The 25,697-nt window shown below is 40.7% G+C and carries 30 protein-coding genes; 8 read left to right on the top strand and 22 right to left on the bottom strand.

Annotated elements, in window-relative coordinates; translation table 11 throughout:
• Window positions 1-71: 71 nt before the first annotated feature.
• Window positions 72-644, bottom strand: a complete 573-nt coding sequence (locus ACFSR3_RS01825; RefSeq protein WP_379819454.1) for a hypothetical protein — start codon at window positions 642-644, stop codon at window positions 72-74.
• Window positions 645-875: 231 nt separating this feature from the next.
• Here ACFSR3_RS01825 and ACFSR3_RS01820 point away from each other — a divergent pair, with 231 nt between their 5' ends.
• Window positions 876-1,466, top strand: a complete 591-nt coding sequence (locus ACFSR3_RS01820; RefSeq protein ID WP_379819453.1) for a phosphorylase family protein — start codon at window positions 876-878, stop codon at window positions 1,464-1,466.
• 142 nt (window positions 1,467-1,608) lie between these two features.
• On the opposite strand, the gene ACFSR3_RS01815 is transcribed toward ACFSR3_RS01820, so the two are convergent.
• From ACFSR3_RS01815 to ACFSR3_RS01750, 14 genes are all read right to left on the bottom strand, one after another.
• A complete protein-coding gene (locus ACFSR3_RS01815) occupies window positions 1,609-2,148 on the bottom strand; it encodes a hypothetical protein (protein ID WP_379819452.1) in 540 nt (179 codons plus the stop codon).
• A 105-nt stretch (window positions 2,149-2,253) separates the two neighbouring features.
• Entirely contained in the window at window positions 2,254-3,582 is a 1,329-nt protein-coding gene (locus ACFSR3_RS01810) for a phage terminase large subunit (RefSeq protein WP_379819451.1), read from the bottom strand.
• Window positions 3,566-4,099, bottom strand: a complete 534-nt coding sequence (locus ACFSR3_RS01805; protein ID WP_379819450.1) for a hypothetical protein — start codon at window positions 4,097-4,099, stop codon at window positions 3,566-3,568. Before ACFSR3_RS01805 ends, ACFSR3_RS01810 begins: the two co-directional genes overlap by 17 nt.
• A gap of 39 nt (window positions 4,100-4,138) precedes the next feature.
• Entirely contained in the window at window positions 4,139-5,002 is an 864-nt protein-coding gene (locus tag ACFSR3_RS01800; RefSeq protein WP_379819449.1) for a hypothetical protein, read from the bottom strand.
• Window positions 4,999-5,820 carry a HipA family kinase gene (locus tag ACFSR3_RS01795; RefSeq protein ID WP_379819448.1) on the bottom strand — a complete coding sequence of 274 codons (822 nt, stop codon included), beginning with the start codon at window positions 5,818-5,820 and terminating at the stop codon, window positions 4,999-5,001. Before ACFSR3_RS01795 ends, ACFSR3_RS01800 begins: the two co-directional genes overlap by 4 nt.
• Window positions 5,821-6,197: 377 nt before the next feature.
• Window positions 6,198-7,460, bottom strand: a complete 1,263-nt coding sequence (locus ACFSR3_RS01790) for a hypothetical protein (RefSeq protein ID WP_379819447.1) — start codon at window positions 7,458-7,460, stop codon at window positions 6,198-6,200.
• A gap of 11 nt (window positions 7,461-7,471) precedes the next feature.
• On the bottom strand, window positions 7,472-7,774 hold the full coding sequence (locus ACFSR3_RS01785) for a hypothetical protein (RefSeq protein WP_379819446.1): 303 nt from the start codon (window positions 7,772-7,774) through the stop codon (window positions 7,472-7,474).
• A 360-nt stretch (window positions 7,775-8,134) separates the two neighbouring features.
• Window positions 8,135-8,590, bottom strand: coding sequence for a hypothetical protein (locus tag ACFSR3_RS01780; RefSeq protein ID WP_379819445.1), 456 nt, complete (start codon window positions 8,588-8,590; stop codon window positions 8,135-8,137).
• A 4-nt stretch (window positions 8,591-8,594) separates the two neighbouring features.
• Complete coding sequence (locus ACFSR3_RS01775; protein ID WP_379819444.1) at window positions 8,595-9,371, bottom strand: hypothetical protein; 777 nt, start codon at window positions 9,369-9,371, stop codon at window positions 8,595-8,597.
• Window positions 9,371-9,616, bottom strand: a complete 246-nt coding sequence (locus ACFSR3_RS01770; RefSeq protein WP_114757670.1) for a hypothetical protein — start codon at window positions 9,614-9,616, stop codon at window positions 9,371-9,373. Before ACFSR3_RS01770 ends, ACFSR3_RS01775 begins: the two co-directional genes overlap by 1 nt.
• 291 nt (window positions 9,617-9,907) lie before the next feature.
• The gene (locus ACFSR3_RS01765; protein WP_379819443.1) at window positions 9,908-10,216 is read right to left on the bottom strand and encodes a hypothetical protein; all 309 of its coding nucleotides are present in this window, start codon (window positions 10,214-10,216) and stop codon (window positions 9,908-9,910) included.
• A gap of 221 nt (window positions 10,217-10,437) precedes the next feature.
• Window positions 10,438-10,695, bottom strand: coding sequence for a hypothetical protein (locus ACFSR3_RS01760; protein ID WP_379819442.1), 258 nt, complete (start codon window positions 10,693-10,695; stop codon window positions 10,438-10,440).
• Between the two features lie 69 nt (window positions 10,696-10,764).
• Entirely contained in the window at window positions 10,765-11,109 is a 345-nt protein-coding gene (locus tag ACFSR3_RS01755) for a hypothetical protein (protein ID WP_379819441.1), read from the bottom strand.
• Window positions 11,045-11,287 (bottom strand): hypothetical protein, encoded by a 243-nt coding sequence (locus ACFSR3_RS01750; RefSeq protein ID WP_379819440.1) that lies wholly within the window; start codon window positions 11,285-11,287, stop codon window positions 11,045-11,047. Before ACFSR3_RS01750 ends, ACFSR3_RS01755 begins: the two co-directional genes overlap by 65 nt.
• 126 nt (window positions 11,288-11,413) lie before the next feature.
• Here ACFSR3_RS01750 and ACFSR3_RS01745 point away from each other — a divergent pair, with 126 nt between their 5' ends.
• The 4 genes from ACFSR3_RS01745 to ACFSR3_RS01730 all read left to right on the top strand — a co-directional run bounded on the left by ACFSR3_RS01745 (window position 11,414) and on the right by ACFSR3_RS01730 (window position 15,932).
• Window positions 11,414-12,148 carry a helix-turn-helix domain-containing protein gene (locus ACFSR3_RS01745; RefSeq protein WP_114757666.1) on the top strand — a complete coding sequence of 245 codons (735 nt, stop codon included), beginning with the start codon at window positions 11,414-11,416 and terminating at the stop codon, window positions 12,146-12,148.
• Between the two features lie 62 nt (window positions 12,149-12,210).
• A complete protein-coding gene (gene rhuM, locus ACFSR3_RS01740; RefSeq protein ID WP_379819439.1) occupies window positions 12,211-13,206 on the top strand; it encodes a RhuM family protein in 996 nt (331 codons plus the stop codon).
• 333 nt (window positions 13,207-13,539) lie between these two features.
• Entirely contained in the window at window positions 13,540-14,724 is a 1,185-nt protein-coding gene (locus tag ACFSR3_RS01735; protein ID WP_379819438.1) for a hypothetical protein, read from the top strand.
• Between the two features lie 398 nt (window positions 14,725-15,122).
• Window positions 15,123-15,932 (top strand): hypothetical protein, encoded by an 810-nt coding sequence (locus ACFSR3_RS01730; RefSeq protein ID WP_379819437.1) that lies wholly within the window; start codon window positions 15,123-15,125, stop codon window positions 15,930-15,932.
• 49 nt (window positions 15,933-15,981) lie between these two features.
• Here ACFSR3_RS01730 and ACFSR3_RS01725 read toward each other — a convergent pair whose 3' ends face one another.
• The 3 genes from ACFSR3_RS01725 to ACFSR3_RS01715 form a co-directional block, all read right to left on the bottom strand.
• On the bottom strand, window positions 15,982-16,629 hold the full coding sequence (locus tag ACFSR3_RS01725; RefSeq protein WP_379819436.1) for a DsbA family oxidoreductase: 648 nt from the start codon (window positions 16,627-16,629) through the stop codon (window positions 15,982-15,984).
• Window positions 16,630-16,687: 58 nt separating this feature from the next.
• Complete coding sequence (locus ACFSR3_RS01720; protein ID WP_379819435.1) at window positions 16,688-16,993, bottom strand: GxxExxY protein; 306 nt, start codon at window positions 16,991-16,993, stop codon at window positions 16,688-16,690.
• Window positions 16,994-17,297: 304 nt separating this feature from the next.
• Window positions 17,298-17,621 carry a hypothetical protein gene (locus ACFSR3_RS01715; RefSeq protein ID WP_169520991.1) on the bottom strand — a complete coding sequence of 108 codons (324 nt, stop codon included), beginning with the start codon at window positions 17,619-17,621 and terminating at the stop codon, window positions 17,298-17,300.
• A 295-nt stretch (window positions 17,622-17,916) separates the two neighbouring features.
• Between ACFSR3_RS01715 and ACFSR3_RS01710 the strand changes: the two genes are divergently transcribed.
• Window positions 17,917-18,480, top strand: coding sequence for a 5-formyltetrahydrofolate cyclo-ligase (locus ACFSR3_RS01710; protein WP_379819434.1), 564 nt, complete (start codon window positions 17,917-17,919; stop codon window positions 18,478-18,480).
• A 66-nt stretch (window positions 18,481-18,546) separates the two neighbouring features.
• Here the strand turns inward: ACFSR3_RS01710 and ACFSR3_RS01705 are convergent, their stop codons facing one another.
• Window positions 18,547-19,140 (bottom strand): lipoprotein signal peptidase, encoded by a 594-nt coding sequence (locus ACFSR3_RS01705; RefSeq protein WP_114757659.1) that lies wholly within the window; start codon window positions 19,138-19,140, stop codon window positions 18,547-18,549.
• 447 nt (window positions 19,141-19,587) lie between these two features.
• Here ACFSR3_RS01705 and ACFSR3_RS01700 point away from each other — a divergent pair, with 447 nt between their 5' ends.
• Complete coding sequence (locus tag ACFSR3_RS01700) at window positions 19,588-20,031, top strand: response regulator (RefSeq protein ID WP_379819433.1); 444 nt, start codon at window positions 19,588-19,590, stop codon at window positions 20,029-20,031.
• Window positions 20,032-20,071: 40 nt separating this feature from the next.
• Here ACFSR3_RS01700 and ACFSR3_RS01695 read toward each other — a convergent pair whose 3' ends face one another.
• Window positions 20,072-20,731, bottom strand: coding sequence for a hypothetical protein (locus tag ACFSR3_RS01695; protein ID WP_379819432.1), 660 nt, complete (start codon window positions 20,729-20,731; stop codon window positions 20,072-20,074).
• 200 nt (window positions 20,732-20,931) lie between these two features.
• Between ACFSR3_RS01695 and ACFSR3_RS01690 the strand changes: the two genes are divergently transcribed.
• Window positions 20,932-21,246 (top strand): GIY-YIG nuclease family protein, encoded by a 315-nt coding sequence (locus tag ACFSR3_RS01690; protein WP_379819431.1) that lies wholly within the window; start codon window positions 20,932-20,934, stop codon window positions 21,244-21,246.
• A 614-nt stretch (window positions 21,247-21,860) separates the two neighbouring features.
• On the opposite strand, the gene ACFSR3_RS01685 is transcribed toward ACFSR3_RS01690, so the two are convergent.
• Window positions 21,861-22,241: a TraR/DksA family transcriptional regulator gene (locus tag ACFSR3_RS01685; RefSeq protein ID WP_114757747.1), complete on the bottom strand. Its 381-nt coding sequence runs from the start codon at window positions 22,239-22,241 to the stop codon at window positions 21,861-21,863.
• 6 nt (window positions 22,242-22,247) lie between these two features.
• On the bottom strand, window positions 22,248-25,679 hold the full coding sequence (gene ileS / locus ACFSR3_RS01680; protein WP_379819430.1) for an isoleucine--tRNA ligase: 3,432 nt from the start codon (window positions 25,677-25,679) through the stop codon (window positions 22,248-22,250).
• Window positions 25,680-25,697 lie beyond the last annotated feature (18 nt).

Raw genomic sequence — 25,697 nt, 5'->3', positions numbered from 1 at the left:
TTGAGATTCCTCAATTCAGCTTCGCTGCATTCGGAGTGACAGAGCGGTCAATTAGAAACGGTGACAGAAAACTAAAGACCCAGTGCCTTTTTGTTTGCATCGCTTATTTCCCAAAAGTCCATAATATCAAAGCTTAAAAGAAAAACCTTGATATTGGGGTTGTTCTTTTTTTTAACCGATGTGTACCATTTAAAAGCAGTTTCATTCATTTCTTTAGGAACCATTTTTGTCCATGCAATTATAATATAACCATCATAAGGTTTTACAAACCTGTTAGGGTCTTCTTCGGCGTAGGTCATATAGGTAAACCACCAGTCGGCATCTTCTTCCTTTTTATTAACCTTAGATTTTCCGATGTTTTCAATGTTGTTTATCGTCTGAGAACATAAATAGCCTCTTAGCTTTACGCTTTTACCTTCGGTATTAAAGAAAAATACATCCGGGAACTCGTTCTTTTTGTCTATTTTCATCGCTTTGACCCACGCATCAAAGATGCTGAAAACAGCAATGTCTTTTTTGTCATATTCAAGTCCGCTTTGGTCAAGATATTCGGTGATAGAAGCTATGTTTTCGTATTGGTGTTGCGCTTTGGCTTCCGAAAAGATAAACAGTAGCAAGAAGGTAAGCAGGGCAGGCGTTCTCATATATTTATTGTTAATGTGTAAATATAGAAATTTAGTTGATTAGGTTATTTGTTGATGTTGATTTGAAGCTAAACTCATACAGATGGGAAATCTATGCTAATCCGTGCAATCTGTCCCGATAGCTATCGGGATCCGTGTTCCATTGAGTATTGATTGGGATCAGAAGATAACTCTAAACCACAAACTCCAAACCCGAAACATTAAAAGTTATCTTTGCAAAAAAAATCTACCATGATCGTTATCAACGAAACCACGGCTTTTGCCTTTGACGATATACTCTTCACTTTTGCGCTGGCATCGGAAGCTGCCGAAGTCTTTAACGGACACGAAAAGCTCATTACCGGTATAGGAAAAGTCAATGCTGCTTATCAGCTAACCAAAGCCATTACTGCCAAAAAGCCTAAACTTATCGTCAATCTGGGTTCTGCCGGGAGTGCGCATTTTGCAAAAGGCGAGGTAGTGTGCTGTACAGGTTTCGTGCAACGCGACATGGATGTTCAGGCGCTGGGCTACCAAAAGTATGAAACGCCATTTTCGGGGCTGCCGTCGGTTATCAGTTACGGACTCGAATTACCCGGGCTTAAAACTGCTGTTTGCGGTACGGGCGATAACTTCGAGATGGGCCACACCGCCGCCGATTATACCGTGGTTGATATGGAGGCCTATGCTCTTGCCATGATTGCCATGACCGAGGAAATTCCTTTCCTGTGCCTTAAATACATCTCCGATGGTGCCGATGATAACGCTGCCGACGACTGGACAGAGCTGGTGCATAAAGCAGCAGTTGCCTATGGGGAGATACTTGGGGTTAGTTTGGGTTGATTTGTTGATTCGTGGATTTGGTTATTTGTTTGACCTCACCCCAACCCACTAGCACTGCTTACTCGTCTTGTTAGTCATTCCGCTCGCAATGACACACGTTTCTGAATTCAGCACGAGTAAGCAACTCTGAACCCGAAACCCGTTAACCCGAAACCAATTTCCTATACTCATTCTCCACTTCATTCTGGGCTTTGGTTTGTGCCAAAAGGCTGAATATTTCGCCGTAGGGCTTACGTCCCAGATCGAACGGATATTGCCCAAACTGTTTTCCCAATTGTAATAACGGAAGCGTGTCGCTGTACGGCTTGAGTTTATCGGCACCTGCCATGTCCCATAGGTGACTGTCGGTGCTCAGGGTGGCGAGCAGCTTGTTTTCGGTCGCGATAATGCGCGCAAACTCTTCTGTGACAAATTTACGTACTGCAAAGAAGTCGGTTATAGGGGCTTTCCAAAAGGTCTTTTCGTCAATATCAAAGCAAATCTCGAAAAGCTGAAGCACCCCATTCCAGTCGCTAATCTTTGGCAGCAGCCGTATGCAGTACTTTACATTGGCATAAGGCATGGTGTGGATGTTCATCTGCTTTCCGCCAAAGTTGTTCTTAGGTTTCAGGTGCTCCAGTATCAGGTCATATTCGAGAGTATCCCGCAAGCGGGTGTAGTGTTTTAGGGTGATGTTTTTCATGAGATGTTAGCCCCCTAACCCCCAAAGGGGGAATTACCACTCAGCCGTGATAATGAGGGGATATTAGAAATCTTAAGGGTTGCGTAAGAGTTCCCCCTTTGGGGGTTAGGGGGCTACTCTTACTCTTGCCGAATAATCCTTCCGCAGCGCAAACCAGTACCGCATCATTATGCTGTCCCATTCGTCGGGGGAGCGGCCTATGAGTTCCTTGATGCGGTCTTTGGCGATGATGCCCTTACGGCCGTCCTTGTCAATGTCCTTGAGCTTGACTTGTTCCATTTCTTCAGCGGTGGTCTGGCGCACGTGGTGGTCGTCGCAAATCTCTCCTACCAGCCTGTTGGTTATCATCTCCGCCATTTTTATAGAACACTGGCTCTTAAGGTTGTCAAAGTTGGGTTTTACAAAAACAGTACCCTCACGCATTTCGAGAGGTGATGAGTTATTCACGAAGCCCTTGCATTTCAGGAAGTCGACCACGCCACCGCCCACGCCATCTTCATCGGCAATGATGTTGGATAACGCAATGCCGTGTTTGGACTGTAATATTCGTGCACGGCCTACAACTTCATCAAGGCCCGACTTGGCAATAGCCTCGCGCTTAATGCACACCCACCCATGCCATATCCTGAAAACCGTTTTGTCCTTACCCTTACGGGCCACATCTATGGTCATGTATTTTACGCCATGCGGCGAAAGGTGGGTTGGCGAAAAGTAATCGGCAATGCTGTCGTGGTCTATCAGGGTCGCAGGATCGTCGTCATACTCCCAGTTGCCGAAGTACAGGCGTTCGCGGCTGTTTTTATCCAATCGTAAGAGCGATTGTAGATAACTCGGATGCAGGTGCGGATTGTCCGTAGGCAACGACTGAATGAAACGGCGATAGGGAGCAAGCCTGCCTTCGCGGGTGGTTTTGTAGAACTCCTTGTAGGTCCAGTTCTTTGCAGGGTTACAGCTTCCCAGCATCTTGGGGATGAGGTTGTACTCGTTGAGTTTGTAGCGTATACGGGACTTCACGATTTGCCATGCAGCATAAGCTACCTGGTTGCATTCGTCAATAAAAGCACCTGAGATTTCGAGTGACCCAAGACTGTCAAAATTTGGGTCGGAAGGATAGAGGAACAGGTCTTTGAGGATAATCTGACTGCCATTTTTCCAGTGGATGATATGCTCCGCCGACTTATAATTGAACTGTCCGCCCAGCTTTAGCATCGTTGCCAACTCAAAGAAGGTGTTGAGTGTGGTTTCTTTAAGGGTTTTCAGTTTGCTCCGTCCCATAAGCCAGCGTGTTCCGGGGTATTTCTGGCACATTTCCATGAGCCATAGGCATCCGAGAGCCGATTTTCCGCCACCGGCAGCACCGCCGTAAAGTACCTCTTCGGTAACGTTGTCCTTCAGGAAAAAAATGGCATGTTCCTGCTTAATCAGCAGTTTCATAAGGGTCAAGGCCGGAGCCCAGATTCAGGGAGACGGCTTTTGGGGTATCGTCGTCATCCTCTAAATATTTATCGCTCCACATTTTAGGGTTGCGGTTCTTGAGCCAGAACTGCTGGCTACGGAAGTCGGCCGGAATGTGCTTTTCCACTTCCACGATCTCCACGCGTTCCTTCTCTACGCGTTTGCCGTTATCGTCATAATAGATCTCCTTGCATTTAATGGCCTGTTTGGTCGTGATGATCCTGTCCAGCGTTGCCTGGTATAGCGAAGCCGCCACCTCCATATCCGCAGCCTTTTTGCCACGGGTAATGGCCTCGGCAAAGTCGGGGTAGGAGTTTTTCCAGTTCAGGATGGTCTTACGGCATACGCCAAAGTAAGCCGCCAAATCCCTGTCCTGTACACCGAGCAAACAGAGTTTGTGTGCCTCGGCAGGGTAGGTATCGCGGTATTGTGGCTTAACGCCCTTGCGGGTAGGTTTTTTTAAATGGGGAGAAGCAGGGAGTGCTTCGGGGTTCATTTTTTAGAGAGTGAAGGAAATATTAAAGAAAAAGCCTCATTAATTTGAGGCTTCTTTATTAAAATATGGTGTTACATCTTTTTTTTCAATATAATCAGCAATTTTTTCAATTTCATTTGAGTTGACATAATCGACTAACTTGCTGTCTTTTACGTTTTTCCAAGTTCTGTGGTTCTGAGGGAATTCTTTTTTATTAGGTTCTTCCCCAACTATAAAATACTTCCCCTTTTGTTGATTTTGTTTATAATCCGCTGCTTTTGTAAAAGAGATAAATTTTGTTAAATCATTTTCGAGATTATATAATCTCTTTGAAAAATCAACAGTTTGACCAGCAACAATTGTTCCATTTCGTCCAATAAAACCAACTTCGACAGGAGTGATTAATTCTTCAAAATCTCGTGGGCTAATTAGTGTGTCAATATTTACACGATTTTCAATTTTATCATATAAATCTAATTTTATTGTCTCTTCTAAATGAAATATTCTATGATGAACTTCTTCTTCATCGAATTCAAAAATATATTTTTCAAATATTTTTTTGAAACTAATTTTATCTAATTTGATATCAATTGATTTTATTTCTGAGAATAAGACAAGATTATTTGCATATCTATGCAAATATGACATGTATGATTCATTAATCCAATTAGAAGATTTTTTAGTTGTAATTAATTTAAAGTCATTATCGTCAAAATATTGATTGATGTCTTTACTTAGACTTTTGAAATATGTTTTTAAAATCGAAAAATTTTGATGGGGAATTAAATGTTTAATGACATTTAATTTCGAATTAGAAATCTTAAAATAATCTCTCTCACCATCGGACATAATCAATCCGACACTGACTTTTTCTTTTAAAGCAGGGTTAAGAGGAATATAGATTATGCTGAAAAATGTTTTCATTTGTTTGTTATATTTATCTGAATGAATGATCGGAAAGTTTGCTCGCACTCCTCCAACCATTCTTTAGTGAATAATTCTTTTCTGATATTTTTTTCTAATTCATCTAAATCGACTCCCCATTGTGTTGGGATAAGGTCTAAAACCCCAGTTAAATTTTGCTCACATTCAGAGGTGCAAAGATAAAAATTTTCAACTAAGTTATTAACAGTGTCTGTTAATTTTTGCCCCTTCTTAAACAGAATGTTGGCTAATTCAGTTTTTATAATCGATTCATCTTCAGTAATTATAAATGTTCCATGTTGAATTGAATTTGAATTGAAAATTTCTCCATGGTCAAAGACCCAAAAATAAATTTGATCAGATTTTTCAAAGTCTATAAAAAGGTTTGAATTGTTGAAATTTCTGTCTTCATTTGAAAGCCAAATATCGAATAATGCAATTTTTAAAAAATCCTCTCTGTTTTTAATTTTTTTTCTAAAACCAGACTCTTTAAATAGTAAAGTTGTTGAAGAATCGAGTTCTTTTGAATTTGCACGATATAATGATCCAAAACATAATTTTCTGAAATTAATGGGTTGAAGGACATTTAAATATTTTTTTGGTATATGGTCCTCTATGACATTTATTAGGCAAATCTCAGGAGTTTTGAGGTTCCATATTTCGGCAAATTTAGATCCAATAATTTCATTGCAAAGTTTAGATGGTTGATTGTGTTTGCAAACCCAGTCTTGTACATCATCGCAAGTAACTAATATTGGTCTAGCGCCAGTATCATATACTTTTTCAGCTTCATGTATGGTTTTGCGAATTTCAAGCATCTGACACCTATAAGTATTTCAAATATATAAAACATATCAATATGTTTTAATATTGTAAAAAATATCTTAAATATTAATTTACTTTCTTGTAAATAAAAAGTATTGTGTTAGATTGCCACGTCGTACCTCCTTGCAATGACAGCAGGCACAGGAAAATCAGTGTTCATCCGCTCAATCCGTGTCATCCGTGTTCTATTGATATTTATTGGGATTAATAGAGATTCCTCCTTCGTCGGAATGACAGATCATTAAATAGATTGCCACGCTCCTCCGCCGCGGCGGATCCGCTCGCAATGACAGCACGGTGAATGACAAAACGTATAAAAGCAACCGTGGCAACCCTAAACTCGCAACTCAATAACCCGAAACAGCGCAGCTTACTTCTTCTCCTGGAAGAAATCCATCAGCAAACCTATTGCTATTACCGAGCCGTCTTTAAAGTTGATGTCGCTTTTACCGTCTACGTACTTAAACATGGCCTTAAAGCCTGTTTTGGGTATCTCGGCACCCAGTGTTACCGAGTAGTTGCCCTGTATCTTGTTGTCGGGGTTGCGCACAGTACTCATGTCGTAAAAGGCGGTACCCTCGAAGATGATAGCGTAGTTGTTAAACACCGGAACATAGTAATACCCGTCTACGTGGGGCTGACCCGATGTAAAGGCTTCCACGTTGTTGGAATAGTCATAATAGCCTTTTATCCCTGCCGTGATTACGGGTTTCAGGCGCAAACGGTTGGACTGGGCTGTGGTAAGGTTTATGGCGTTTGGCGTAATCAGGGTTATCGATGCGTCGAGTGCGGCTCTTTTGCTGATGAAATCCTGACTCGACTCATGTCCTGCCTTTATGCTTAGTTGGAACGGAATCTTTTTGCTGTAGTTCTCCCACATCAGGTTAACGGGGTAGAACTTAATGTAGTTTAGCGAATCCTTAAACTCGGTGCTCAGGCGCGTATCCAGGCTCCAGTATATGGGAGTGCCTTTTTGGGAATCGTCGCACTTCAGGAAGTTCTTGCGATTGTAAGCGTTTTGCAGCTTCATCGTTAGGATATAGCTTGTTTTTACGGTGTCCTGCGAAGGCTGCACCCCAAAATCGACCTTGTTCTGGTAGTAGTAAAAGTTGTTCAGTGAGGTCAGGAAACCACTACGGTCGTCGGCGGTAATGGTAAGCTGGTCATTTATCATTTTGTTGAGCACATCGGCTTTAATGACCAGAAGATGCGACGTTGCCATAGTGTCGGGCATATGCAGCAGGTTTACCCGTACATCATTTTCTACCAGCAGTTTTATCTGGTTGTCGTGGTCACGGTTTAAAAAGCGTTCGAGGGTCGACTCGGTAAATCCGCTTACGATAAACCCTATCGAATTCTTTGCCGAGGCTTCGGGTCTTACGCGTAGCGGACAGTCTGATTTCTGATCGCCATACTGAAGCGAAACCTTAGGCTTGTCTTCGGGGTGGTTTATCCAGTGGTCAAAGTCGATGCTTTCGTTTTTATTGATGTCAAGCTGAATGTCGATAGACATTGATGCTTCGCCCACGGTGTTTTTAATCAGGGCAATTTTAGTGGGAGTAACAATATCGGTTTGTGCCAATGCCGGCAAGGGTATGCTTAAGGCAAGTAGCAGGTAAAAAAGGTATTTCATGTTGGATGGTATTAAAGGTAAACAACTCTCTGGTTTTCAATTATCCAGTCAATACAGTCGGCTACAGTAGGCCATTCGTCGGTAGAGTCGGGTGTAAGGTTAATGTTATAATAGGCGAGATAGCTGGTGCTGCCGTCGTTCATGTAGTAGGGCAGGGCGTTTATCTGACCTTTGAGTGTGGAGAGGAAAACGTGCTTCTGAAAATTGTCAAAAGCGGCAAAAGTAGCTGCCTCAGGGTCTTCGGGCAGGTCGGCAATGGTTTTAAGGCTCCTTAAAACCACCGTTTTTATTTGTGTTCTTGTTAGTAATGCCATGGTTAGTTGGATTTTAGATTTATGTCGAAATATTGGTTTGGTATCCTGATAATGAGTTGTAAAGCTATTTATTTTTTAGCAGATTAACCTATAGAATCAGATTACGGTAGTGTAAAATCGGATGAATGGCCGCAAAAGCGGTGTATGGAAAACCCGTGAGGGGTTTAGTTTTCCCATTCGGGAATAATTGGTTTTTTACAGTATGTCAAAGAACAGTTGATTTGTCGATGCGGTTATTTGGTTATTTGTAGCTTCACTCGGAATGGCTCAATCGTGCTGAAATCCGCGATTATCCGCCAAGATCTGCGGTATCTGCGTTCTGTCAGCAATCGTGGTAACCCGAAACCCGAAACCCGAAACTCAATAACCTTTTGAGTCTCCATTCCATATCCTGCGGAGGTTTTGCGAGTAATTAAATGTGTCCTGGCTCGAAAAATCGGCGTGCTGCCGTATCGATTGCTGTGCGGCATGGCGGCAGCGTTCGTCAAAATAATCCCTGAAGAACGTAAGCACTTTCGAAATCGTGAGGCTCTCATAAAACTCGCCATACTGCCCCGAAATAATACGCCTAAACAGGTAGGTCAGGTCGCTCATCTTAAGGGTGTAGAACGTATCGGTAATCTCGGTAGCGCACAGTTCTATCTGGTCTTCGCTCATGGGCTTTCGCAGGGCGAGCAGTTCGTTAAGGTATACCAGCCACCCCATAACGAGCCCTATGGTAAAGTCACGGCTTTTCTCGCGGTGCAGGGTGCCAAGGGTGGGCGCGGTACTGTTCATGGCATCTTCTATGGTTGCGAGCTTCCCGGCGTGGCGCATGCAGTTATTCGGACTGTAAACGGCCAACAATCTTTCGTTTGAAAGCGTCGCTATAGCTGCTTTCGCCTTTGCCGGAAGGTTGTTTTGTGCTTCCATGTGTGGTATTCTCTTCAAAGAAACCTTTCCAGCCGTTTGCCATACTCTGGTGCATTATCGCTATGGCAGTGGCTTCGTCATATTTGGAGAGGGTGCCGAGACTGCTAAGGGCGGCTTGTTCGCTAACAGCGGTTTTGTATTTAAACCCATGCTCGTTTGCCTTGTAGTCTTTCCATATTGCCCATTGCTCACTGAATGTTTTGGTATCGAACGGGTAAACGATTTTTTGTTTTTCTCCCTTACCCTCTTTTCGATTATCAATTACACTTTTATTTTCATATTCACTTTCATTTTCTAAAGGGTTTTTTTGGGTTTTAGTTGGGTTTTTACCAATTGTTTTTGAGGTTTTATTTGGTTTATAATCAGAAGGTTGGTTCTTTTTTGGTCTGCCACCTTTTTTACCGTTTTCAGCTTGTTTTAATTTAAAAGCCTTTCTTTTGTCGCGCTCTTCTTCTATACGTTTATTATAAAGAATACCGTCTTCTTCTATAAATTTATCCGAAATAGATGCCCAAACAGTTTCCCAACCTGAACCCAAAATAAACCCAAGCCTATTTTTAGGAATACCCAAATTAACCCACTGGTAAGCCAGTAGTTTTATAAATGCACCCATTTCTTCAAAGGTCATGTGCATAGTGCCTACAATAAAATCCTGTGCATAAAATGGGAAAGCCGGGTCTTTCATTACACTCTCACCAAATTGTCAATTATTACATTGTTATACGTTCCTTTTGAGCCTGAGATATGAAATTCAAGTTCGGCTACGTCACCGGGCAGCATATCCTTTAGCAAGTCTATTTTTGTGCCCAGGGCAGAGGGGTAAAACATTCTGCCGGTTTCCTGTTCAAAGTGCAGCTGCTGTACCGCAGTGCCCAGTTTTGTTGTTTTTATGTCGCCTATGGCGGTGATTATACCTTTTATTTTGTACATGCTAATTTTATTTAAGATTGAATGATTGAAATATTTAAAGATTCCTCACTCCACTCTTCTCCATGTGAGGCTGAAAGCCGAACGGACGAAGTAATCTCTTCTTATTTCTTCTTTTGTCTTGCCACAAAAGAAGCAAAAAGGCACGGCTGAACTCCTTAGGCTACAAATTGAATATCTCGGCTAAACCATCCGAACTCGGCTTCGCCTCAAACAGCGGATGCTTCTTAACGCCTCAATATCCAATTTGCTTCACGCCACAGAGTTTAATGCCGTAGCTTCAGTCGGGAATGCTTACTCAGCTGTTGCTGCCAACTGAGACTGAGACTGCGACTGCGACTCCGGGCTGTCCTGTTTTACAAAGCAATTCTGAAAACACAGCCTGTTGGCAATGTGGTTAAAGTCGAGCGTGCCTATTTCCTTTTGGGTCAGTTTGGTGTAGACTACAGTGGGTGCAAGGTTGGCAAGTGCGTGAAAGAAGTCGGATGCGTTGCTGTTGTCTTCCAGTTCGCTGATGTTGATGCGGTTTTCGTTCTCTTCGCTAAATAGCTGTTGTAACTGGCCTAAGATCTTTTCGGTATATTCCTGTTGTTTTGATTCCATGGTTTTTGAGTTTTAAGTCCGATGTCGGATGTCTGAAGTCTTGATGAGCTGTGTCATTTGCTACGCCAGTCGGCTAAAGCCTCGAGTCGAATGCATCCGCCGCGGCGGAGGAATTGAGGAATCTTATTACATTCAGTAAATATTCTGAGATTTCTCCACTCCATTGCATTCCGGTCGAAATGACAGAACGTTCCTAACTGAAAACTGCGACTGAATACTGCCTACTGGCCTACGGCCATTACCTCCGTAACTACTAAATTATTGTACTGTATGCCGCTGTTTTTGGAGGTTTTGCCTTCCAGCAGTACATTTACCTGTATCTCGTCGTTTTCTTTATAGCCGTGCAGGTCGTCCATTTTCCTGCCACGGAATTCTACAAAGGCACGCTGCCTGTGGTCGGGCATAATGGTTACTACTTTTTTCTCGTAGCCTGCCGTTGTGCGGTACTCAATGTGTTCGATGGTTCCTTTGATTGTCATTTTGTTTTAGTATTTTGATTGAAGTCTTGATGTTGTGTTCCGGGTTTAGGGTTCCGTGTTCCGAGTTGCTCACTCTGCTCCTATTACTCGTGCTGAGTACTGTTCGCTGCGACTGTTCACTGAATACTGCGCCTGCAAACTGTGTAGTTTCTTCTCTGCCTTGGCAATGTCTTTTTCCTGTTGGGTCCGTTGGTTAAAGACGGTGTAGAAGGGCAGGGTTTTGAGGTTCTCGATGAGGGCTTGCTGTTTGCGGATCTTCTTTAGTAGTTTTTGTTGTTGGTTGATGGTTGTCAGTTGTTGGATTTTAGTGTTGCTATTGGTCTGACAACCGACAACCGATAACTGACAACTATTCTGTAATAGTAAACCTTCTGTCGCGGTTAAAGTGTAATATTGCTTTTTTTTCTTCTTCACTGTGTGTTACTGTTGTAACTGTAACCCTGTTTGGGGTGTTTGAAGTCTTATTTTGTTCGTTTTTAGTGGTATATTCCACTTTTGTTGAACTTTTTTGTGAGGTGGAATGCCCTTGTTCTGCTGAGGTTATGGCATTTAGTTCCACTTTTTCTTTGGGTTGGATGTTGAAGTTGTGCATTTTTTAGTACCTTTGTTGAATATGATGCAAAGTTAAGTGTAATATTCCACATTGCAAAATGTTTAAAGGTTAAATTTTACACTTTAGGTATGCGATTTTATTAACAATGCCCCTAAAGATTTGAATATGGACGGATTAGCGATTAAACAAAAACGCGAAGCACTTGGACTGACCCAAAAAGAATTGGCCGACCTTATCGGTGCAAGCCGCGAAACCATCATTAATTATGAGAAGGGTAAGCCTATCCCGAAATCAAAAAGTGAAATATTAGACAAAGTACTTAATCAGGACAGGGCTAATTTTACTACCGTAAAACACCAGGAACTGGTAAAACTCGCTGACGATTTTGAGAACAAGAACGGCAACAAGTTTATTGAGTTGCCTAACGGACAGTATTATATGCTCATGCCATTGGCAGAGTTCAACGTTCAGGCGGGTTTTTTAAGTACCTATCAGGATGCCGATTTTTTAATGGACCTGAGTCAGCATGGTATTTTGGTCGATAAGCCGGTGCAGGGTCGCTATGTGGCTTTTCGCGTAAATGGCGACAGTATGGACGATGGTTCCAGCAATGCCGTTACCCGAAACAGCATCGTTTCTACCCGCGAGCTGCAACGCCACCACTGGTTGGGCAAGCTGCGCTACCGCGATTTTCCGTACTGGGTTATTTATACTACCCAAAGCAAGATGCCGCTCCTTAAAGAGATCATCGACCATAATGTGGAAGAGGGAACCATTACCTGCCACTCCCTTAACGATAGCCCCGAGTTTACCGACTTCACCCTGCACATGAATGATATTCAGGCGCTGTTCTACGTAATTGATGTAAACAGGACGGTGAGTAAGAAGAGTGTTTATTAGGGGTTGAAATGAACTATTGCAAAAAATGCACTAGTTCGTGTATTAATGTAAATCTGTAAAAAATGAATAACGAAATAATTGTTTTTAAGCCGTCATCTGAAAATAAAGAATTTGAAGTCATTTTAGATGCTGAACATGATACGATATGGGCTTCGGAGCATCAAATTATGGATTTGTTTGGAAAAGCAAGGAGAACTATTGGTGAGCATATTCAAAATATCTATGCAGAAGGAGAACTTAACAAAGAATCAACCTGGCGGGAAAACCGCCAAGTTCAGGTTGAAGGTAAGAGAAGCGTAGAAAGAAGACTTGATTTGTATAATCTAGATGTTATTATTTCAGTAGGGTACAGGGTTAAATCTCCTATAGCTACGGAATTTAGAAAATGGGCTACTCAAAAGTTAAAAGAATATCTGGTAAAAGGATATGTGGTAAATGAAGAGTTGCTAAAAAGTAATGCAGATAAAATAACTGAACTGGAAAGTAAAATAAGTATACTACACCAGAATTTATTTGAAGTTCAAAGTAGACTTACAGATGGATTTCTTTCGATAATTAATCAATATTCCAAATCTTTTGAGCTTTTAAATAAATATGATACAGAGAGCCTTGGTAAAGAAGGTTTGACAGAAGAACTTATATATGTTATTAACTATGACGATGTAAAAGGCGCAATAAAAAAACTAAAAGAAAATTTAGCTGCTAAGGGTGAGGCAGGAGAGTTGTTTGGTAATGAAAAAGATGATTCTTTTAAAGGGATTCTTGGAAGTATTTCCCAAACTGTGTTTGGTCAGCTTGCTTATCCTACGATTGAAGAACAGGCTGCTCAGCTTTTGTACTCAATAATAAAAGGTCATGCTTTTAGTGACGGTAATAAGAGGATAGGTTCTTTTATTTTTGTATGGTTTTTAGAACAAAATAATATTCATCTGACAAAAGAAGGTAAATTAAAGATAAATGATAATGCGCTTGTTGCGATTGCATTAGCTGTTGCTCAAAGTATTCCTGAACAGAGAGAATTAATAATATCACTAATTATAAACCTAGTAAAGAATTAATTGATCTTAAACGCTTTTATCTCCAATTGATGTAAACAGGACGGTGAGTAAGAAGACTGTGTATTAATTTCAGATTTTAGATTTTGTCCGAAGTCGGATGTCCGAAGCTATAATAGTTTTCGGGTAGAGACGTAGCACTGCTACGTCTGTAGGGTGTATTCAAATAATGTATATAAACGCAGCATTTTGCTGCGTTTTTTTATTGGGTGTGAGTGAAGCTTTCAATAACTGACAACCGACAACCATCAACCAATTATTTCCTACAATTGTATATATTTGCACCACAATCAATTAATTTAACTAATGAAAAAGCTATTTTTTGCCTTTTTGGCAATGACACTGTTTGCTTGTAGCAGTGACGACAGTGCTCCTGTTAATCCAGACAATCAAAATCCTGAGAATCCTATACCAACACCGTGTTCAAAAGTTTACAATGGTAATGTAGCGCTTTCTACACAGGCTGAAGTTGATGCTTTCGCAGCGAAGGGATACTGTACAATTAAAGGAAATATAATGATTGGCCCGCGTGTTGAAGCAGTTGGAGAAGGAGAAGATATGGAAATTATTGTTGTTGATAGTGATATTACAAGTATTGCAGGATTCAGTTCTTTCATTAAAATTGAGGGTTCATTAACTATTAGTGAGAATTTGTTGCTTACTTCGATAAATGGTTTAAATAATCTTGAGTCTATTTCAGGATCTCTGTCGATACAGCATAACTCGGCACTCGCCGAATTGACACCTCTAAGCTCACTTAAATATGTTGGTATAAACAATAGTTTTGGAGATTTAGTTATCAGGAATAATGATGCTCTTACTAATCTTCAGGGCTTACAATCTATCGAAGAAGTTGATGACTTTTTTATTGAAAATAATGATCACCTACAAAATTTGAATGGGCTCAATGGACTAAAAAATGTAAATGTAATGTTTGGGCTTGCTAACAATCCAGAATTATCTTCTTTCCAAGGACTTGATAATCTTCAATACGTTAAGTCATTTGTAATTTCAAGTTGCGGTTTCTATAACTTTGATGGTATGGGTAACATAGAAGCTATATCAAGTTTGACATTGAGTTATTTGCCTAATCTTGTGTCTATTGAAGGTCTTCAACCGATAACGGAAATGGATTCTTTTAAGATTACATCATGTGATGCTCTACAGTCGTGCAATGGTGTTCAGAATATAAAAACACTTGGAAATCTTATAATTTCTGGTAACGACTCACTGGCTACATTAAGCCATTTTTCCGGGTTAACCACTTTGAGTACCTCACCTTTTTATAGTGAAAATAAATTTGAAATAAGCAGTAATGATGCTCTTCAGTCATTAGAAGGGTTTCAAAATATAACAATGTTTAAGGCGGAATTGTATGTGTATGGGAATGATGAGCTTAAAGATTTTTGTTCATTAACTTCTTTGTTAAACGAAGGTATTTTTATTCAACCAGCTTATATAGCTGATAATCTTTATAATCCAACAGTAGCAGAAATCGTTGCCGGCAACTGCAGCCAATAAAAAGTTGATTCGTGGATTTGGTTATTTGTTGATTTGATTTTGTCTTAAGTCATAAGTCCGAAGCTATAATAGTTTTTTGGTAGAGACGTAGCACTGCTACGTCTGTAAAGTATATACAAATTGTATAGAAACGCAGCATTTTGCTGCGTTTTTTATTGGGTGAGAGTGAAGCTTCCGACAACCAACAACCAACAACAATCAACCAAATAAAGTAGGGAAAAATCTTATAAAGCTGTTATCGGTATAGATAGACAGTAATTATGATTTCTATTCGACGAACGGTTAAAAAACTCTGTTAAAATGCAGCTTTTTTCTTTCAAAATGTTAAAGTAGGAATAATTCTGTTTAAAAAAACTTAAAGAAGATATATTTGTCAAAAAAAAAAGAAAAAAACTGCTATGAAGAAGATAATGTTGCTGTTATGTTCTTTACTCTCTATTGTTACATTTGCTCAAAACTTTCCGGGTAAGGACGTTCATCTGTTAAAGGGTAAAGAATTGAAAGTGTTGCCGTTAAAAAAATCAGAGATAGGTGTTGGTTACAAAGGATTTTACAGTGATGCCGAAATACATTCGCTCTATAAAAAAGGTTTACGCTATACTGATGCCGCTTCAATTGAAGGTAAAATATTTAAAGTTGTAGACTATAAACCACGTTATACTAACTATGTACTAACGCTTCAAAATCCCGAGACAGGAACCGTATATTTCGATTATCACACCACGGCTAAATGCGATTTTGTTTTTGAAGTGGTTGGAGGTATCGATTTTCCGGATGGGCATTTTTGTAACGGACTCGAAAAAGGAAAAAAATGGATATCTGCCGGCGAAGGCTATGTAGAAGAAACCCGTACCCCTCTTTTAGATGATATCAGCCTGTTTAGGACAGCAGACGGACAGTTTAAACTAAGGGTAGCGGTTTGTACTGATAATTATAAAAATAAAGATGTAAAAGGTCTTATACTACAGTTGGAAAATGGGGTTAAACTTAATTTTCCGGAAGCGGTAATTGACGTGTTTAGAGTAGGGGCAAATACTAACCTTAGTACAAGGCCACGCATAAAAATAGACAATAGTGCACTCGAAATGCTTAAAAAGAGCAAAATAGTGCGTAAGACGATAGGTACTTATACTTCAGATGTAACCGATGGTTATATGATTATGGAATACATTAACTGCCTTGCCGATACAACAATAACGCTCCCGTAAAGGAGCGTTTTTTTTATTATAGTGTTTGTATGGGTATATGCTGTAACTGTTACTGAATGCTATTTTCCTCTGCAAATACTTTTTCCAGCGTTTCTAAAAAAGCTTCTACAGGCTGTGCTCCGCTAATGGCATACTTGCGGTTAAAAGCAAAGAAAGGTACGCCACGCACTCCAACATTTTGTGCCTGCATCAGGTCGGTAGTTACTTCCTGTACATAACCATTGCTGCCCATGGCGTGTGCCAGTTTATCGGTGTCCAGGCCAAGTTCGATGGCTATATCTACAAGGGTAGGGGCATCGTCTATGTTACGGCCTTCGGTAAAGTAAGCGGCAAACAGCTTTTCTTCGGCTTCGGCAGCCTTGCCATGATCTGCCGCAAAATGAATGAATCGGTGTGCGTTAAAGGTGTTTGCCGGTATGGCAGTATCAAAGTTGTATGTTAGTCCTGTCTGGGCGGCCATTTTAGTAACATAAGCGTTCATTTCGGCAGCCTCTTCTACCGGTATGCCTTTGTGCTCGGCAAGCATTTCGTTGATGTTTTTGGAAGGGTCGGTTTGCAGGTCGGGTGAAAGTATAAAGCTTCTCCATACCACCTCTACTTTGTCTTTGTGGACAAATTGCTCCATAGCGGTATCAAAACGTCTTTTGCCGATGTAGCAAAACGGACACATGATATCGCTCCATATTTCTATTTTCATGATACTCTTTTAAAATTATAAATTAATGGAACACAGATGACGCGGATTGGGCAGATTTTCACTGATTTATTTTAGGGCGATGCTTTTTTTTATCATTTGTAAATATCTTCCTTATGAATTCCGGTTCCTTGCCAAAGTTAAGAAGTAATCCCACTTCGCAGTCAGTTCCTTTTAAATAATTTAATAATTGGAATTCAAACTCATCATGGATATCCGCACAGGCTTTTAGTTCTAGTATAACAGTTTTGTTAACGATAATATCTGCAATATAATTGCCTACCTGAGTTCCTTTATAATATACGGTAATTGATTTCTGCGCTTCTACTTCAAAACCTCTTGATTTCAGTTCGATAAAAAAGAGCATTTTGATATACTCTTTCTAAAAAGCCCTAGCCCAGTTCATTGTAAACGTCATAGAATGCTTTTAATATATCTCCTGTAAGTTGTTTATGAAGTATTGAGCTCACTTGCGATTTGTAAGATTTAAGCTAAAATAATAAATTATTCGCAATTATAAAAAATCAGTGAAAATCTGCCCAATCCGTCCCGATAGCTATCGGGATCCGTGTCCAAATAATGAGTGCAGCTTCGAATAAACAAAAATGCCGCCCTGTAGAGGCGGCATTTTGCTTTCGTGTGTTTATATTTTTTCAGGACTGTGTGTGGGCTTATTCGGCTTTAGCTTCTTCAGCCGGGCCTTCGGCAACAACTTCTTCTTTTAAAAGAATTTCTTCCGTCTGGTTGTAAAGCATCTCCACTTCGTCTTCAGTAAGAAAACGAACGTCTTTGTGCGCTACTTCTACAAGGCTTCCTGTGTTAGCATCTTCAATCAGGGCATAGAATTTCTCATTTCCTTTTTTGTCGGCGTTAGCACCCCAAATGTGGAAATATCCTATTGCTTTTACTTTCTTAGAAGTTGATTTTTTACTTTTTTTAGATTTTACTTTTTGAGTTACTGAGTACTGCACCAGTCTTAAATCTGTCCTGTTCATGGTCTTGATAATTATAGTTTACATTTTGGTAACGCAAAATTAACACAGGAAAACTGAATAAACGGGTTTTCAATGTTAAGGATTGCGATAGGGATGAAAACTTAACATTGGATTAATGAGTTTATTCGAGTAACACACCCCTAGCCCCTCTCAAGAGGGGAACTCCTACTCTTGCCCGCCACTCATGCTTTAGGGTTTGAGTGAAGCTGTTCCCCTCTTGAGAGGGGCTAGGGGGGTGTGTTTTTCAATTTCTACAAACTGTAAACCGTTAAGCATAAACTTTTATATTTGCTTTATGGACAAACCTGCACTACGCCTTCATTACAAAAACCTGCGCCAGGCATTATCGCCTGAAGCGATAGAAGATAAAAGCCTTGCTATTGCTAACAGGGTACTTTCGCTTGATATTTGGGATAAAACTTATTTCCACCTGTTCCTGACCATGGAGGAGCAGCGCGAAGTGCATACTGATTTTATCCTGCACCTGCTTGCGGGAAAGGATAAGGAGATTATCGTATCAAGGTCGGATTTTGAGACGCACCGCATGATACACTTTCTGCTTACCGACAACACAAAGCTGGTTAAAAATAAGTTTGGTATTCCTGAACCCGTTGATGGTATAGAGGTGCCGTCTGATAAAATCGATGTGGTCTTTGTTCCGCTACTTGCGTTTGACGAAAAGGGGCAGCGCGTAGGCTACGGAAAAGGTTTTTATGACCGTTTCCTGAGTGAATGCAAAAAAGATGTGATAACAGTAGGCTTGTCTTTTTTTGAGGCAGAAAACGAGCCTATTGATGTTTTTGATACCGATGTACCGTTACATTATTGTGTAACGCCGGAGAAAGTTTATTCGTTTTAGTTTTCAGTCGCAGTCACAGTTTTCAGTAATGAGTGGTCTGCCGACAGAGACTGAATACTGCAAACTCTATTTAGCGAATGCCTTTTTGTTGAATACGATAAGTATACCCACACCTACAGAGATAGCGGCATCGGCAATGTTAAAGATGGCATTGAAGAAATTAAAGTACTCACCACCCCAAATTGGGAACCAATCAGGGAAGGTACCGCTGAACAATGGGAAGTACAGCATATCTACCACTTTACCATGAAACAAAGTGCCATACGGGTGGTCTGAGAACAGCGTAGCTACCTGTCCGTGGCTGTGGTCGAATATTACCCCATAAAATACAGAGTCGATAATGTTTCCGAATGCTCCTGCAAGAATCAGGGCTATCGAAACAATAAGATAGTTTGATTGTCTTTTCTTTACAGCATCATTCAGCCACCAACCTATACCGGCTACAGCCACAATCCTGAAAAGGGTAAGGAATAATTTACCATAAGATCCCGGAATCTTGGCACCCCAGGCCATGCCTTCATTTTCTATAAAGCGTATCCTGAACCACTCAAAAACGGTAACTTCACCCTCAAGCATGAAGTTGGTTTTGATGTAAATTTTTGACAATTGGTCTATTATCAGTACCAGTATGACAATAAGATAGGCTTTCTTTAAAGACATTATTAGAATTTTACCCGCAAAAATAATCGAATTATTGATATGGAAGGTATCTGAATGCGGATTTGGGAAAAGTTTATTTGTGGATTTATAGATTTGGTTGCTGGTTGTCAGTTGCTGGTTGTTGGAAGCTTCACTCAAATGTGTTACTGTTGCTCAATTCGAGTTAAGCTGGTTCCCCTCTTGAGAGTCCCGATAGCTATCGGGAAGAGATGTGTTTTACTATATGTTTTAAAAAAGATGTCAATCTGTTTTTTTGTTGCATACTGCAGTGGATTTGGTCTAAATGTGTTAAAAATCAATGTTTTAACATGTTAAAGGTCTTTTGTGGGAATTAAAGCGTACCTTTGTCCAAACAATTAATGCCAAAATTTACTTTTTATCAGTTTAACTTCTAGCATGGCTATTCTTTTAGAAACTATCTTTTAGTGTAACCTAAACAGAATAGTTATGAGAACTCTCCTTAAAAATATTTTTCTTGCCGAAGACGATACCGATGATGTGTTTTTCTTTAAACTCGCATTAGAGGATATATCTAACGATTGCAAGCTGACTGTTTTTCCAAATGGACAGGAGCTTATAAACAGACTTCAAGAAACCAATGATGCGCCTGATATACTTTTTTTAGATATTAACATGCCGGGACTTAACGGACTTGAAACGCTTGGGCTTGTCAGAGAGCTTTCGGTGTTTGAATCATTTCCTGTTGTAATTTGTTCTACAAGCTCTAATGAGGCTAGTATTCGTAAGGCAAAAGAAAACGGTGCAGGCCGTTATATGATAAAGCCGTCCGACTTTAATAAGCTTCATGATATGATAGAAAGGATGCTGACTTTTGACTGGAAGAGTCATTGTACTTTGAAAGAATCAGAAGAGTTTGTGATTGGTGGGTAATTTCTATATAAAATGAAAAAGACTCCGAAGAGTCTTTGATTTATTTTGTGCTGCCGCAGTTTTCTTCGTAGAGTTCTACAAGGTGCTTAAAGCCATGCTGTTTGAAGTCGTCTTTATCCATCTTTTCAGCCATAGCAGGACAGTCATTACCAAAAGTTATTTCTGTAGCATATTTTATCTGTTTAAAAGCCGCCGATCCGGTATTTATAGTTGGAGCTTTATTCATAAACAGATAGGTGCAGTAATCGTTTTCAGGCTTCCAATAGTAATAGATATAACTCTTTTCGGACATAGCGGATGGAACAACCGAATTGGCAGATGTGGCTTGCCTGCCCGCTGTATAATAATAAAGCCTCACTATGCTTACACTGTTGCCCTGTACCATCATTCTTGCCCACGATTTCTTGTCGGGAGTAGTGAATTCTTTTTTAAATGCTTTTATGTTTGAAGGTTTAAGTGCATAAAAGGTAAGTTCGCCATCATCAACCTTTACAGTAAACTTCTTTACATCGTCAATTGAAAGTTTTTCGGTTGTACCGTCTTTTTCGGTTCTGAATTTCAGTTCCTGATCATTCGCTTCGGGAGTCTCTATCCATCCGGTTCTTTCAGTTCCGCTGTTTAGGGTTACGGTTCCCGGATAAAAATCTGCGGCTATTGCCAAAACAGGGTACAGCAATAATAGAAGTAATAGTTTTTTCATATATAGTATTGGTTAGCAATACAATAGTAGTAAAATAAAATTAATCCTGTTAAATTTTTATCAGTGTTGGATTTTAGATTCTTCATTTCGCTGCGCTGCATTCAGAATGACAGTGAGCCGTAAGTATTCAACGTACCGTTTTGTCATTCTGACGAAGGAAGAATCTAAAAATTATTAGATTTACATATAAAACTAAAAAGATGCACAAAACATTAGGTACACATAATTACTATGTCTATATCCTAACAAATAAAAAGAAAACAGTTCTATATACCGGCTTTACAAATGAATTGAAAAACAGACTGTATTTTCATCAAAATCCCGAAGCTAATTCAAAAGCGTTCACAACTAAATACAGGTGTTATTATCTTGTTTATTTTGAACATTATCAGGATGCCGAAACAGGAATTGACAGGGAAAAGGAAATAAAAGGCTGGACAAGGGCTAAAAAAGATGCATTAATAAATGAATTTAATCCTGAATGGAGGTTTTTGAATGATGAAATCCAGGATTGAGATTTTTAGATTCTTCATTTCGCTGCGCTGCATTCAGAATGACACGTGCTGAAAGGTGTTTCATGTAATGTTTGTCATTCTGAGGTACGAAGGATCTTTATTTGTAGTGTGAGATTCTTCATTTCGCTGCGCTGCATTCAGAATGACACGTGCTGAAAGGTGTTTCATGTAATGTTTGTCATTCTGAGGTACGAAGGATCTTTATTTGTAGTGTGAGATTCTTCACTCCATTACATTCTGTTCAGAATGACACATAACGCTTTGTCATCCTGAGGTACGAAGGATCTCTATTTGTAGTATGAGATTCTTCACTCCATTACATTCCGTTCAGAATGACACATAACGCTTTGTCATCCTGAGGTACGAAGGATCTCTATTTGTAGTATGAGATTCTTCATTTCGCTGCGCTGCATTCAGAATGACACGTGCTGAAAGGTGTTTCACGTAATGTTTGTCATTCTGAGGTACGAAGGATCTCTATTGTAGTGTGAGATTCTTCACTCCATTACATTCATTCCGTTCAGAATGACAAAACGCATCAACTACGGACATCGGACTTCCGGCCTCCAATCCACTTAAAAATAAAAACCGCCCCTGTTGGGGCGGTCAGTATATTATCGTTGCATATTTTTTGCTTCGATGCTCATTGTAGCATGGGGAACCAGTTTCAGGCGTTCTTTGTTGATAAGCTTTCCTGTCACTTTGCAAATGCCGTAGGTTTTGTTCTCAATTCTTATTAGCGCGTTCTTAAGGTCGCGGATGAACTTTTCCTGGCGTATAGCAAGCTGTGAGTTTGCTTCTTTAGACATGGTCTCGCTGCCTTCTTCAAATGCTTTAAACGTAGGTGACGTATCGTCGGTACCGTTGTTAAGGTCATTCATATAGGCACTGCGGATCAGTTCTAAATCAGCTTTAGCTTTCTCAATTTTTTTGGTAATTAATTCCCTAAACTCTGCAAGGTCAGCATCAGAGTATCGTATTTGCTCATCTACCATTGTCAACTATTTTGAAATTAATAATAAGGTCTTTATTTCGTCAAATTCTATTTCCGTACCGTTCGTCACTTCATCTGCAAAAGTAATCGAGTCGGTAAGTGTTTCACTCTTAATGTAATCCTCATTCGCTTTAACGGCATCTTGTAGGATTTTATTGTCTTTCATGGTAACTTTAATCCTGTCGGTAACCTCAAGGCCGCTGTCTTTTCGGATGTTTTGTATCCTGTTTACCAGTTCTCTTGCGATACCTTCGCTCTTAAGTTCCTCAGTAAGTGTAATATCTAAGGCTACAGTAATTCCGCCTGCATTGGCAACCAGCCATCCCGGTATGTCCTGTGAGCTAATCTCAACATCCGCGGTTGTTAAAGTTACACTTTTTCCTGATACTTCAATTTCTATGCCACCCTTGCTATCTATCTCGTTGATCTGCTCCTGAGAGAAGTTTTGTATCTCTTTGGAAATCAACCCCATATCCTTGCCAAAGCGTGGTCCAAGTGCCTTGAAGTTAGGCTTAATCTGCTTCACAAGTACCCCTGATGCATCGTCCATCAGTTCTACTTCTTTCACGTTTACCTCGGCTTTAATAAGCTCTGCAACGGCTTCAATCTCGGCTTTCTGATTTGCGTCAAGTACCGGAATCATTACCCTTTGCAGTGGTTGGCGTACTTTTATCATCTCTTTCTTCCTTAACGAAAGTACAAGCGATGAGATAGTCTGCGCTTTCTGCATTCTGCTTTCTAACGATTTATCAACAAAGTTATCAGCATACTGCGGAAAATCGGCCAAATGTACGCTTTCGAACGCCCCTTCTTGTGAAGCTTGTGTTAAATCTTTGTATAATCTGTCCATGTAGAATGGCGCTATTGGCGCACTCAGTTTGGCAACTGCTACAAGACAGGTATATAGGGTTTGGTAAGCGGCAATTTTATCCTGAGCATATTCACCTTTCCAGAAACGGCGACGGCATAAACGCACATACCAGTTACTGAGGTTTTCCTGAACGAAGTCAGAGATAGCCCTTGCAGCTTTGGTAGGCTCATAATCGGCATAATAGCTGTCTACGTCTTTTATAAGCGTGTTTAGCTCAGATAGTATCCAACGGTCAATTTCAGGTCTTTCGTTAAGCGGAACTTCCGGCTCGCTGTATGAGAAACCATCAATGTTCGCATAAAGCGCAAAGAATGAATAGGTATTGTATAGCGTACCGAAGAATTTACGACGTACTTCGGCAACACCTTCAATGTCAAATTTAAGGTTGTCCCAAGGGTTAGCATTGCTAATCATGTACCAGCGTGTAGCATCCGGTCCGTACTCGGCAAGGGTAGTGAACGGATCAACCGCGTTACCAAGGCGTTTCGACATCTTCTGTCCGTTCTTGTCTAATACAAGTCCGTTAGAAACTACGTTTTTATAAGCTACCTGGTCGAATACTAATGTTCCTATCGCGTGAAGCGTATAGAACCATCCACGGGTCTGGTCAACCCCTTCCGCGATAAAATCGGCAGGGAAAGACTCGTTGTTATCGATAAGCTCTTTGTTTTCAAACGGATAGTGCCATTGTGCATAAGGCATCGCTCCACTGTCAAACCAAACGTCGATAAGGTCGCTTTCGCGTTTCATTGGTTTGCCAGACGGCGAAACAAGGGTAATGGCGTCTACCACATTTTTGTGCAGGTCGATAAGGTCGTAGTTCGCCTCGCTCATGTTGCCCGGCTCAAATCCTTTAAACGGATTCTCGCTCATCAGTCCGGCAGCAATGGCTTTCTCGATACCGTTGTACAGTTCTTCGGCAGAGCCAATGATCATCTCTTCGGTTTTATCCTCAGTCCTCCAGATAGGAAGTGGGATACCCCAGTAACGCGAACGTGAAAGGTTCCAGTCGTTAGCGTTTTTCAGCCAGTTGCCAAAACGGCCTTCACCGGTAGCTTTAGGCTTCCAGTTGATGGTGTCGTTAAGGTCAAACATACGCTCTTTTACATCCGTCATACGGATGAACCAGCTGTCTAGCGGGTAGTATAGTAACGGCTCGTCCGTTCTCCATGAGTGCGGATAGCTGTGCACATACTTCTCTACTTTAAAGGCTTTGTTGTTTTCTTTAAGGTAGATTGATATTTCAACGTCTGCCGAACGCTCAGGGGCAGTTCCGGCATCGTAATATTCGTTTTTAACGTATTTGCCTGCTAACTGTAGCGCATTCCCGTTAGGGTTTTCCAGCGTGTCTACATGGCTTGTAAATTTACCCTGAAGGTCTACAAGCGGAACAAGGTTTCCGTTAGCGTCTTCTACAAGCATTGGCGGAACTTCCGGCTTCGCTTCTTTAGCTACCTTGGCATCATCTGCACCAAAAGTAGGAGCAGTGTGTACGATACCTGTACCGTCTTCGGTAGTTACGAAGTCGCCCGAAATTACACGGAAGGCATTTTCAGGGTTATTTGCAGGCAGTACAAACGGCAACAACTGCTCGTAACGAATGCCTACAAGATCCTTACCTTTGGCTTCTGCCAAAATGGTGTAAGGGATAGTTTTATCACCTGCGTTGTAATTAGCAAAATCTTCTTCGCCTGTAGCCTGAACGTAGTTTTTGCCAAACTGCTTGCCTACAAGGTTTTTAGCCAATACTACATTGATAGGCTCAAATGTATACTGGTTAAAGGTTTTTACCAATACATAGTCGATGTTTGGTCCTACCGTAAGTGCAGTGTTAGATGGAAGCGTCCACGGAGTGGTTGTCCATGCCATGATGTCTACATCACCAAAGCCGGTAAATACTTGTGGAAGTGTATCTGCAATGGTTTTGAACTGTGCTACGATGGTGGTATCGGTTACATCGCGGTAAGCACCCGGTTGGTTAACCTCGTGTGAGCTAAGTCCTGTACCTGCTTTAGGCGAATAGGGCTGTATGGTGTAGCCTTTGTATAGAAGGTCTTTGTCGTAAATTTGTTTTAGTAACCACCATACCGATTCCATGTATTTTGGCTTGTAGGTAACATAAGGGTCTTCCATGTCTACCCAGTAGCCCATTTTTTCGGTAAGGTCATTCCATACGTCGGTGTAGCGCATTACCGTACGCTTACAAGCCTCGTTATATTCTTCAACGGTAATTTTAGTACCGATGTCTTCTTTAGTAATGCCCAGTTCTTTTTCGGTGCCCAGCTCTACCGGAAGGCCGTGGGTATCCCATCCGGCTTTACGTTTTACCTGGTATCCTTTTTGGGTTTGGTAACGGCAAAAAATATCCTTAATGGCACGTGCCATTACGTGGTGAATGCCCGGAAGCCCATTTGCGGAAGGCGGTCCTTCAAAAAATACATATTGCGGTTTTCCCTCGCGGGTGGTAACACTCTTATCAAAAATCTTCTCTTCTTTCCAGAAATTAAGTACCTCGTTCGCCACTGTAGGCAGGTCAAGTCCTTTATATTCAGTAAACTTCTTACTCATTATTGTGCATGCTAAAAA

Origin of the sequence: Flavobacterium suzhouense (assembly GCF_042684765.1) — a bacterium.
GTDB lineage: Bacteria > Bacteroidota > Bacteroidia > Flavobacteriales > Flavobacteriaceae > Flavobacterium > Flavobacterium suzhouense.
The sequence above is the reverse complement of the archived record's forward strand: the minus strand, read 5'-3'. Positions and strand labels throughout refer to the sequence as shown.

Excerpts from the sequence above, each read along its gene's own strand:
- ACFSR3_RS01825 (WP_379819454.1), bottom strand. The coding sequence starts at position 644 with ATGAGAACGCCTGCCCTGCTTACCTTCTTGCTACTGTTTATCTTTTCG.
- ACFSR3_RS01820 (WP_379819453.1), top strand. The coding sequence starts at position 876 with ATGATCGTTATCAACGAAACCACGGCTTTTGCCTTTGACGATATACTC.
- ACFSR3_RS01815 (WP_379819452.1), bottom strand. The coding sequence starts at position 2,148 with ATGAAAAACATCACCCTAAAACACTACACCCGCTTGCGGGATACTCTC.
- ACFSR3_RS01810 (WP_379819451.1), bottom strand. The coding sequence starts at position 3,582 with ATGAAACTGCTGATTAAGCAGGAACATGCCATTTTTTTCCTGAAGGAC.
- ACFSR3_RS01805 (WP_379819450.1), bottom strand. The coding sequence starts at position 4,099 with ATGAACCCCGAAGCACTCCCTGCTTCTCCCCATTTAAAAAAACCTACC.
- ACFSR3_RS01800 (WP_379819449.1), bottom strand. The coding sequence starts at position 5,002 with ATGAAAACATTTTTCAGCATAATCTATATTCCTCTTAACCCTGCTTTA.
- ACFSR3_RS01795 (WP_379819448.1), bottom strand. The coding sequence starts at position 5,820 with ATGCTTGAAATTCGCAAAACCATACATGAAGCTGAAAAAGTATATGAT.
- ACFSR3_RS01790 (WP_379819447.1), bottom strand. The coding sequence starts at position 7,460 with ATGAAATACCTTTTTTACCTGCTACTTGCCTTAAGCATACCCTTGCCG.
- ACFSR3_RS01785 (WP_379819446.1), bottom strand. The coding sequence starts at position 7,774 with ATGGCATTACTAACAAGAACACAAATAAAAACGGTGGTTTTAAGGAGC.
- ACFSR3_RS01780 (WP_379819445.1), bottom strand. The coding sequence starts at position 8,590 with ATGCGCCACGCCGGGAAGCTCGCAACCATAGAAGATGCCATGAACAGT.
- ACFSR3_RS01775 (WP_379819444.1), bottom strand. The coding sequence starts at position 9,371 with ATGAAAGACCCGGCTTTCCCATTTTATGCACAGGATTTTATTGTAGGC.
- ACFSR3_RS01770 (WP_114757670.1), bottom strand. The coding sequence starts at position 9,616 with ATGTACAAAATAAAAGGTATAATCACCGCCATAGGCGACATAAAAACA.
- ACFSR3_RS01765 (WP_379819443.1), bottom strand. The coding sequence starts at position 10,216 with ATGGAATCAAAACAACAGGAATATACCGAAAAGATCTTAGGCCAGTTA.
- ACFSR3_RS01760 (WP_379819442.1), bottom strand. The coding sequence starts at position 10,695 with ATGACAATCAAAGGAACCATCGAACACATTGAGTACCGCACAACGGCA.
- ACFSR3_RS01750 (WP_379819440.1), bottom strand. The coding sequence starts at position 11,287 with ATGCACAACTTCAACATCCAACCCAAAGAAAAAGTGGAACTAAATGCC.
- ACFSR3_RS01745 (WP_114757666.1), top strand. The coding sequence starts at position 11,414 with ATGGACGGATTAGCGATTAAACAAAAACGCGAAGCACTTGGACTGACC.
- rhuM (WP_379819439.1), top strand. The coding sequence starts at position 12,211 with ATGAATAACGAAATAATTGTTTTTAAGCCGTCATCTGAAAATAAAGAA.
- ACFSR3_RS01735 (WP_379819438.1), top strand. The coding sequence starts at position 13,540 with ATGACACTGTTTGCTTGTAGCAGTGACGACAGTGCTCCTGTTAATCCA.
- ACFSR3_RS01730 (WP_379819437.1), top strand. The coding sequence starts at position 15,123 with ATGAAGAAGATAATGTTGCTGTTATGTTCTTTACTCTCTATTGTTACA.
- ACFSR3_RS01725 (WP_379819436.1), bottom strand. The coding sequence starts at position 16,629 with ATGAAAATAGAAATATGGAGCGATATCATGTGTCCGTTTTGCTACATC.
- ACFSR3_RS01720 (WP_379819435.1), bottom strand. The coding sequence starts at position 16,993 with ATGCTCTTTTTTATCGAACTGAAATCAAGAGGTTTTGAAGTAGAAGCG.
- ACFSR3_RS01715 (WP_169520991.1), bottom strand. The coding sequence starts at position 17,621 with ATGAACAGGACAGATTTAAGACTGGTGCAGTACTCAGTAACTCAAAAA.
- ACFSR3_RS01710 (WP_379819434.1), top strand. The coding sequence starts at position 17,917 with ATGGACAAACCTGCACTACGCCTTCATTACAAAAACCTGCGCCAGGCA.
- ACFSR3_RS01705 (WP_114757659.1), bottom strand. The coding sequence starts at position 19,140 with ATGTCTTTAAAGAAAGCCTATCTTATTGTCATACTGGTACTGATAATA.
- ACFSR3_RS01700 (WP_379819433.1), top strand. The coding sequence starts at position 19,588 with ATGAGAACTCTCCTTAAAAATATTTTTCTTGCCGAAGACGATACCGAT.
- ACFSR3_RS01695 (WP_379819432.1), bottom strand. The coding sequence starts at position 20,731 with ATGAAAAAACTATTACTTCTATTATTGCTGTACCCTGTTTTGGCAATA.
- ACFSR3_RS01690 (WP_379819431.1), top strand. The coding sequence starts at position 20,932 with ATGCACAAAACATTAGGTACACATAATTACTATGTCTATATCCTAACA.
- ACFSR3_RS01685 (WP_114757747.1), bottom strand. The coding sequence starts at position 22,241 with ATGGTAGATGAGCAAATACGATACTCTGATGCTGACCTTGCAGAGTTT.
- ileS (WP_379819430.1), bottom strand. The coding sequence starts at position 25,679 with ATGAGTAAGAAGTTTACTGAATATAAAGGACTTGACCTGCCTACAGTG.